General features: G+C 70.1%; 3 protein-coding genes. 1 reads left to right on the plus strand and 2 read right to left on the minus strand.

The genetic code is table 11. The features are described from left to right. Nucleotides 1-17 precede the first annotated feature (17 nt). The gene (locus GTY96_RS24805; RefSeq protein WP_143909299.1) at nt 18-1,025 is read right to left on the minus strand and encodes a CPBP family intramembrane glutamic endopeptidase; all 1,008 of its coding nucleotides are present in this window, start codon (nt 1,023-1,025) and stop codon (nt 18-20) included. A gap of 87 nt (nt 1,026-1,112) precedes the next feature. Beyond that, nucleotides 1,113-2,714 carry an MBL fold metallo-hydrolase gene (locus GTY96_RS24810; RefSeq protein WP_161665983.1) on the minus strand — a complete coding sequence of 534 codons (1,602 nt, stop codon included), beginning with the start codon at nt 2,712-2,714 and terminating at the stop codon, nt 1,113-1,115. 316 nt (nt 2,715-3,030) lie between these two features. Here GTY96_RS24810 and GTY96_RS24815 point away from each other — a divergent pair. Then, the coding region (locus GTY96_RS24815; RefSeq protein WP_161665984.1) for a condensation domain-containing protein at nt 3,031-6,518 on the plus strand (3,488 nt) is incomplete at its 3' end.

The raw sequence follows: 6,518 nt of genomic DNA on the forward strand, positions 1-6,518 counted from the left end.
CGGTGGCCCGCACGGCTTCAGGCCGTCGTGGCCGCGGAGTCTGGAAGGACGGTGTTCTCCGCACTCCGGGCGCTCCGCCGCCAGTGGCGGAAGAGCCACGCGGCCAGGAGCCCGTTGAGCACGAGCCCGAAGACGCCCTCGCCGTTGAAGATCCAGACCGCTCCACCGAACAGCCCCGGCCGGCCGTCGTAGACGCTGCCGAACAGGAGCGGGTTGATGAGGTTCCAGCTGATGTGGAAGAGGGCGGGCGGCCAGATGGAGCGCGACGCCATGTAGAGCTGCGCGAACACCACCGCGGCCACCGCGATGGACGCGAGGAACGTCACGTTCTGCGCCACGTGCCCGCGCTGCGTGGAGGAGAAGATGAGCGGCAGGTGGAAGGCGGCCCACACCGGCATGGTGATGGCCGCGGCCAGCGCCGGCCGGTGCATCCACCAGCGCGTGAGGGTTCCGCGCCAGCCCACCTCCTCGCCCAGCTCGCTGGGGACCCCGAAGCCGACGACGGGCCACCACACCAGCGCCAGCAGTCCGAAGCGCAGCCAGCGCCAGCGCTCCGGCAGCCGCGCGCCCAGCCGCTCCACCCAGCGCCAGCGCACGGCCGCCGCGGCCAGCCACCACGTCACCGTCAGCGCCCAGAACAGCGACACCATCACCGGCACCGTCGCCACGCCCGTCACCCCGAACGGACCCTTGAGCACCTCCGGCTGATACTGGATGAGGCCCGCGTCCCCGGTCGCGAACCGCAGCCCATACGCCAGGGGCGTGATGACGGCCGCGTACGCCAGGGGCAGCGCCAGCCCCAGCAACCACCACTTGAAGCCGGGGAAGGCGAAGCCCACCGTGGACGGCGGCTCGCGGCGGAAGAACCAGGAGCACGCGAGGCCCACGATGCCGGGCACGCACATCATCCAGCGCAGCAGGGCCGGCGTCTTCTCACCGCCCATCAGGAACAGCACGGCCAGGGTCCAGCTCACCGCGAGCGTCACCACGATGAACGTGAGGGTTTCTTTCCGGGGATTCCTCATGTTCCTGAGCATACCGATTGGCCATGCCCCGTCGAGCCTCGCGTGTGGGAGCGGCCGGCCGGTCGGGCCGCTCCCCGTGGAGGCGCCTCAGGGCTTGAGGTGGACCTGCTGCGCGCCCTGGAGGCGTTCAGCCTGGAGGCCGCGCTCGCGAGCGGTGGCGAGCAGCAGATCCGACTCCTTCATGCGGGGCGTCTCCGGCGTGGCGGCGGGCCCGATGATGTGCTCCATCCAGGGCTCCAGGCCCATGGCGTAGTTGAAGAGTCGCCGTGCGCCCACGAGCTCCAGCAGGCGCAGGCCCTCCGTGGAGTTGCTGCCGCGGCAGCGGCGGTTCTTCTCCAGCTTGCGGTCGCGCTTCTTGGGGAAGAAGCCCTCCATCATCCAGGTGTGCGGCGCGCCTTCGATCTCCGTGTTCATGAAGACCGTGTGCAGGTCGCCCACCGTGCGGCGCAGATCGCGGTACGTCGTCTCATCCACGCACATGGAGTCCGCGGCGAAGAACATGCGCTCTTCGCCCACGCGGAGGATCCACGCCGTCTTGGCGTGGGCCACGTCGCCGTGCTCGCCCATGAACGGCGCGGCGATGATCTCTCCGTCCGGCAGGGGCAGCGATTCGTAGAAGTAGGGCTCCAGCACGTCGCGGAAGCCCAGCGCCTTGCCCAGCAGCCGGGGCGAGTAGTCGCCGGCCAGGGCTCCGCTGGAGCGCGGCACCATCAGCGTCCCGATGCGGTGGCGCAGGCGCAGCAGCGTTTCGATGTCCAGGTGATCCGGATGGCTGTGGGTGATGAGGACGTAGTCGATGCGGCGGGGCAGGTCCGCGAAGGACATGCGCTCCAGCGGGCCCACCTTCTCCGGGCGCACGGGCACCACGGCGTCGATGAGGATGGACGTGCCCTTCCACTCCACCAGCACGCACGCGTGGCCCACGTAGCGCACGCGCGCGCCCGGTCCGTTCCAGGTGTCGGAGACGGTCTGGGGCGCCTCCGTGAGCAGGGGCAACAGCTCCGCGTCGGAGGTCACCGCGTCGCCCAGCACGTCGCGGATCCACTCCAGCGGCCGGGGCTCCAGGTCCAGGCTGAAGAGCTTGTCCAGGCGCGCGTCGTGGAAGGGCACCTTCCAGTCCAACTGCCCCGCCTCGCGCAGGCGCGGCGTGGTGAGCAGTGAGTCGCGCTCCGCGTCCGCCTTCAGCCGGCGGATCCGCAGCGACTGGAGCTCCGTCTTGTGGTGGCGGCCCCGGTACAGCAGGCCCTCGTGCACGCGCATCGACGGGCGGTTCACGTAGTCGTAGACCAGCTCCACCAGTCCCTTGAGCGGCTCTGGCAGCCGCGCGTACAGCGGCTCCAGGGATTGGCCCTTGGCCTCCGCCAGCAACTGCGTCTGGAACTCGTCGAAGGACTCCGCCAGCTGGAGGCGGTCCTCCTGCGCGGCGGTGATCCGCTGCAGCAGCGCTCGGACTTCATCCGCGCGCTCGGGCGCCACGCCCACGAAGGAGCTGCCGCTGAGCGCGGGATCCTTCGCGGCCTTCGCGTGGAAGTCCGGGGTCTGCAGATAGGCCTTCAGCAGCGGCACCAGATAGGCCTGCAAGTGCAGGCTGGCGGGCATGGGAGCCACCGTCATCCACCAGGCCTGGAAGTCCTGGACAAGCGGCTCGACGAGGGTGGCATCCGCGAGGCGAAACAAGGGAGCAGTCATGGTGTGCGTTCGGGGAAGCACCGACAGCCTCGCGCAATCCCAGGGGATCCGAGTGTGGATCCCACCGAGTCAAGCCAGGGCGCGGCACAAGCAGAAGAGCAGGAAGCAGGGCGAGCGAGCGAATCTGCGCGATTCGAGCAAATAATTCAAGTTCGGTACAACACCGCCCTAGTGGTATTCTCGTACCAGTCCTGCTCCCCCCGGAAGCATTGCAAGGGCCGCCGTGTCACGCACCTGGAGTGCGTGTCGCGGCGCGACAAAGACGGCCCTCTTGCAGACCTTGTGGTGCGCTCCGGCCTTCCTGATGGGTTCTCCTGTGTCGCGTTCCCTTGAGCTGACGCCCTCGCATTCCACCCTCGTCGAAATCTTGCGCGACCGGGCCGAAGTGCGCTCCGAACAACCGCTGTACACGTTCCTGGACGACGCGGGGCAGGAAGACGGGACGCTGAGTTACGCGGGGCTGGATGCGCGGGCGCGGCGGATCGCGGGGGCGCTGCGGGCGCTGGCGAAGCCGGGCGAGCGCGTGATGCTGCTGTATCCGCCGGGCCTGGAGTACGTGGCGGGGTTCTTCGGGTGCCTCTACGCGGGGCTCGTCGCGGTGCCGGCGTATCCGCCGGATCCGATGCGGCTGGAGCGGACGCTGCCGCGCCTGCGGGCGATCATCCAGGACGCGAACGCGACGGTGGTGCTCACCACGTCCGGCATCCTGGGGATGACGGAGTTCGTCTTCGAGCAGGCCCCGGATCTGCGCTCGCTGCACTGGGTGGCGACGGACGAGATCGCCGCGGGGGCGGAGGCGGACTGGGCTCCGCCGGACGTGGACGCGTCCACGCTGGCGTTCCTCCAGTACACGTCGGGGTCCACGGGCTCGCCCAAGGGCGTGATGCTGAGCCACGGCAACCTCGCGCACAACCTGGCGCTGATCACGGACGCCTTCCAGTTGGACGCGGGAAGCTCGGGCGTCATCTGGCTGCCGCCGTACCACGACATGGGGCTCATCGGCGGCATCCTCACGCCGCTGTACGCGACGTTCCACGCGGCGTTGATGTCGCCGCTGACGATGCTGAAGAACCCGCGCGTGTGGCTGGAGGCCGTCACCCGCTACAAGGGCACGGTCAGCGGAGGGCCGAACTTCGCGTTCGACCTGTGCGTGCGGCGCATCCCCGCGGAGGAGCGGCAGTCGCTGGACCTGAGCTCGTGGCGGGTGGCGTTCACCGGCGCGGAGCCCATCCGTCCGGCGACGTTGGATCGCTTCGAGGCGGCCTTCGGGCCGCACGGCTTCCGGCGCGAGTTCTTCTACCCGTGCTACGGCCTGGCGGAGGCGACGCTGCTGGTGTCGGGCGGGCGGGTGGAGGCGCCGCCGGTGCGGTGCGCGCTGGACGCGCCCGCGCTGGAGCAGCGCCGCGCCGTGCTGGTGGACGCGGCGAAGCCGGAGGCGCGTCTGCTGGTCGGCTGCGGCGAGGTGCGCCCGGGACATCCCGTGGCCATCGTGGATCCGCAGACGCGCGAGGCGTGCGCGCCCGGCGGCGTGGGAGAGATCTGGGTGCGCGGCCCCAGCGTGGCGCTGGGCTACTGGCGCAAGCCGGACGCGACGGTGGAGGCGTTCCAGGCGCGCGTGAAGGGCAGCGATGAAGGCCCGTTCCTGCGCACGGGAGACCTGGGCTTCATGCGGGATGGCGAGGTGTTCGTCACCGGCCGGGCCAAGGACCTGATCATCATCCGGGGCCGCAACCACTACCCGCAGGACATCGAGCAGACGGTGGAGGAGAGCCACCCGGCGCTGCGAGCCGGGAGCGTCGCGGCGGTGTCGCTGGAGGTGGCGGGGGAGGAGCGCCTGGTGGTGGTGCAGGAGATCGACCTGCGCAAGGCGGGCAACCTGCGCAAGCAGGTGGACATGGCCGAAGCGGCGGTGAAGGAGATCCGCCAGCGCGTCGCCGAGCGTCACGAGGTGCAGGTGCACGCCGTGGCGTTGATCGAGCCGGGCAGCATCCCGAAGACCTCCAGCGGGAAGATCCAGCGGCACGCGTGCAAGGCGGGGTTCCTCGCGGACGACCTGCGCGCGGTGTTGGTGTGGCGGGAGCCGGGCTTCGAGGAAGCCGAGGAGCAGGAAGCCGAAGCATTGGCTGAACCGGCCGCGGCGCCGGTCCGGGACGACCTACCGGAGCCCGTGAGGGCCACGCTGGCGTGGTTGGTGGAGCGAGTGGCGGCGCAGTTGCGGGTGCCGGCGAAGACGGTGGATCCACGCGAGCCCATCACGCGGTACGGGCTGGATTCGCTGAGCGCGGTGGAGTTGGCGCACGCGGTGGAGAAGGGCCTGGGGATCGCGCTGCCCATGGAGCTGCTGCTCCAGGGGCCGAGCCTCTTGGATCTGGCCCAGCGGATCACGGCCTCGAAGCGGGACGCGCCGAAGGCGGCGGTGCTCGCGCCGAGGCCTCGGGGGGCCACGCAGCCGCTTTCATTCGCGCAGCAGCGCTTGTGGTTCCTGGACCGCCTGGAGCAGGGAAGCGCGCTCTACAGCGTGCCGGGCGCGGTGCGGCTGGACGGCGCGCTGGACGCGGAGGCGATGCGGCGCAGCTTGGAGGAGATCGTTCGCAGGCACGAGTCGCTGCGCACGACGTTCCGCGAGGAGAACGGTCAGGCGGTGCAGCTCATCCATCCGGCGAAGGCCTTCGAGCTGCCGGTCGTGGACCTGACGGGACACGCGGAGGCGTCGCGCGAGGCGGAGGCGCGGCGGTGCGCGGATGAAGAGACCGTGCGTCCGTTCGACCTGGGCGTGGGGCCGTTGGTGCGCGCACGCCTGCTGAAGCTGGGCGAGGCGAAGCACGTGTTGCTGGTGACGATGCACCACATCGTCTCCGACGGTTGGTCCATGGGCGTGCTCGTGCGCGAGGTCGCCGCGCTCTACGACGCGTTCCGAGCGGGACGGGGTTCACCTCTGCCCGAGCTGCGGGTGCAGTACGCGGACTTCGCGGAGTGGCAGCGGGAGTGGCTGCTGGGCGGAGTGCTGGAGAAGCAGGTGGGGTACTGGAAGCAGCGGCTGTCCGGGGCACCGGCGGTGCTGGAGCTGCCGACGGACTTCGCGCGCCCGGCGGTGCAGACGTACCGAGGGGCGACGGTGCCGGTGAAGCTGGGCGCGGAGCTGAGCCGGACGCTGGGAGCGGTGGCGAAGCAGGAGGGAGTGACGCCGTACATGCTGCTGCTGGCGGCGTTCCAGGTGCTGCTGGGGCGCTACGCGGGGCAGGAGGACGTGAGCGTCGGCTCGCCCATCACGGGCCGGACGCGGGCGGAGACGGAAGGGCTCATCGGCTTCTTCGTCAACACGCTGGTGCTGCGCACGAAGCTGGAGGGCAACCCCAGCTTCCGAGAGTTGCTGGCGCAGGTGCGAGAGACGACGCTAGGAGCGTACGCGCACCAGGATGTGCCGTTCGAGAAGCTGGTGGAGGAGCTGCATCCGCAGCGCAGCCTGAGCCACGCGCCGCTGTTCCAGGTGATGTTCGTGTTGCAGCAGGACGTGCTCCCGCACTTCCGCCTGCCGGGTGTGGAGTTGACGCCGTACGAGGTGGAGTCGAAGACGGCGAAGTTCGACCTGACGCTCTACCTGACGGAGACGGCGGGAGGGCTGGAAGGGACGCTGGAATACAACACGGACCTGTTCGCGGCGGCGACAGCGCGGCGGATGACGGAGCACCTGCGGGTGCTGCTGGAGTCGCTGGTTGCGAAGCCAGGCGCGAAGCTCTCCGAGCTGGCGCTGATGGGAGAGCAGGAGAAGCAGTCGCTGCTGAAGGAGTTGTCGGGGACGGACCT

The sequence above is a fragment of the Corallococcus silvisoli genome (assembly GCF_009909145.1).
GTDB classification, from domain to species: Bacteria; Myxococcota; Myxococcia; order Myxococcales; family Myxococcaceae; genus Corallococcus; species Corallococcus silvisoli.

What these genes read in the sequence shown, in the direction of transcription:
- GTY96_RS24805 (WP_143909299.1), bottom strand. Translation starts at nt 1,025, where the DNA reads ATGAGGAATCCCCGGAAAGAAACCCTCACGTTCATCGTGGTGACGCTC.
- GTY96_RS24810 (WP_161665983.1), bottom strand. Translation starts at nt 2,714, where the DNA reads ATGACTGCTCCCTTGTTTCGCCTCGCGGATGCCACCCTCGTCGAGCCG.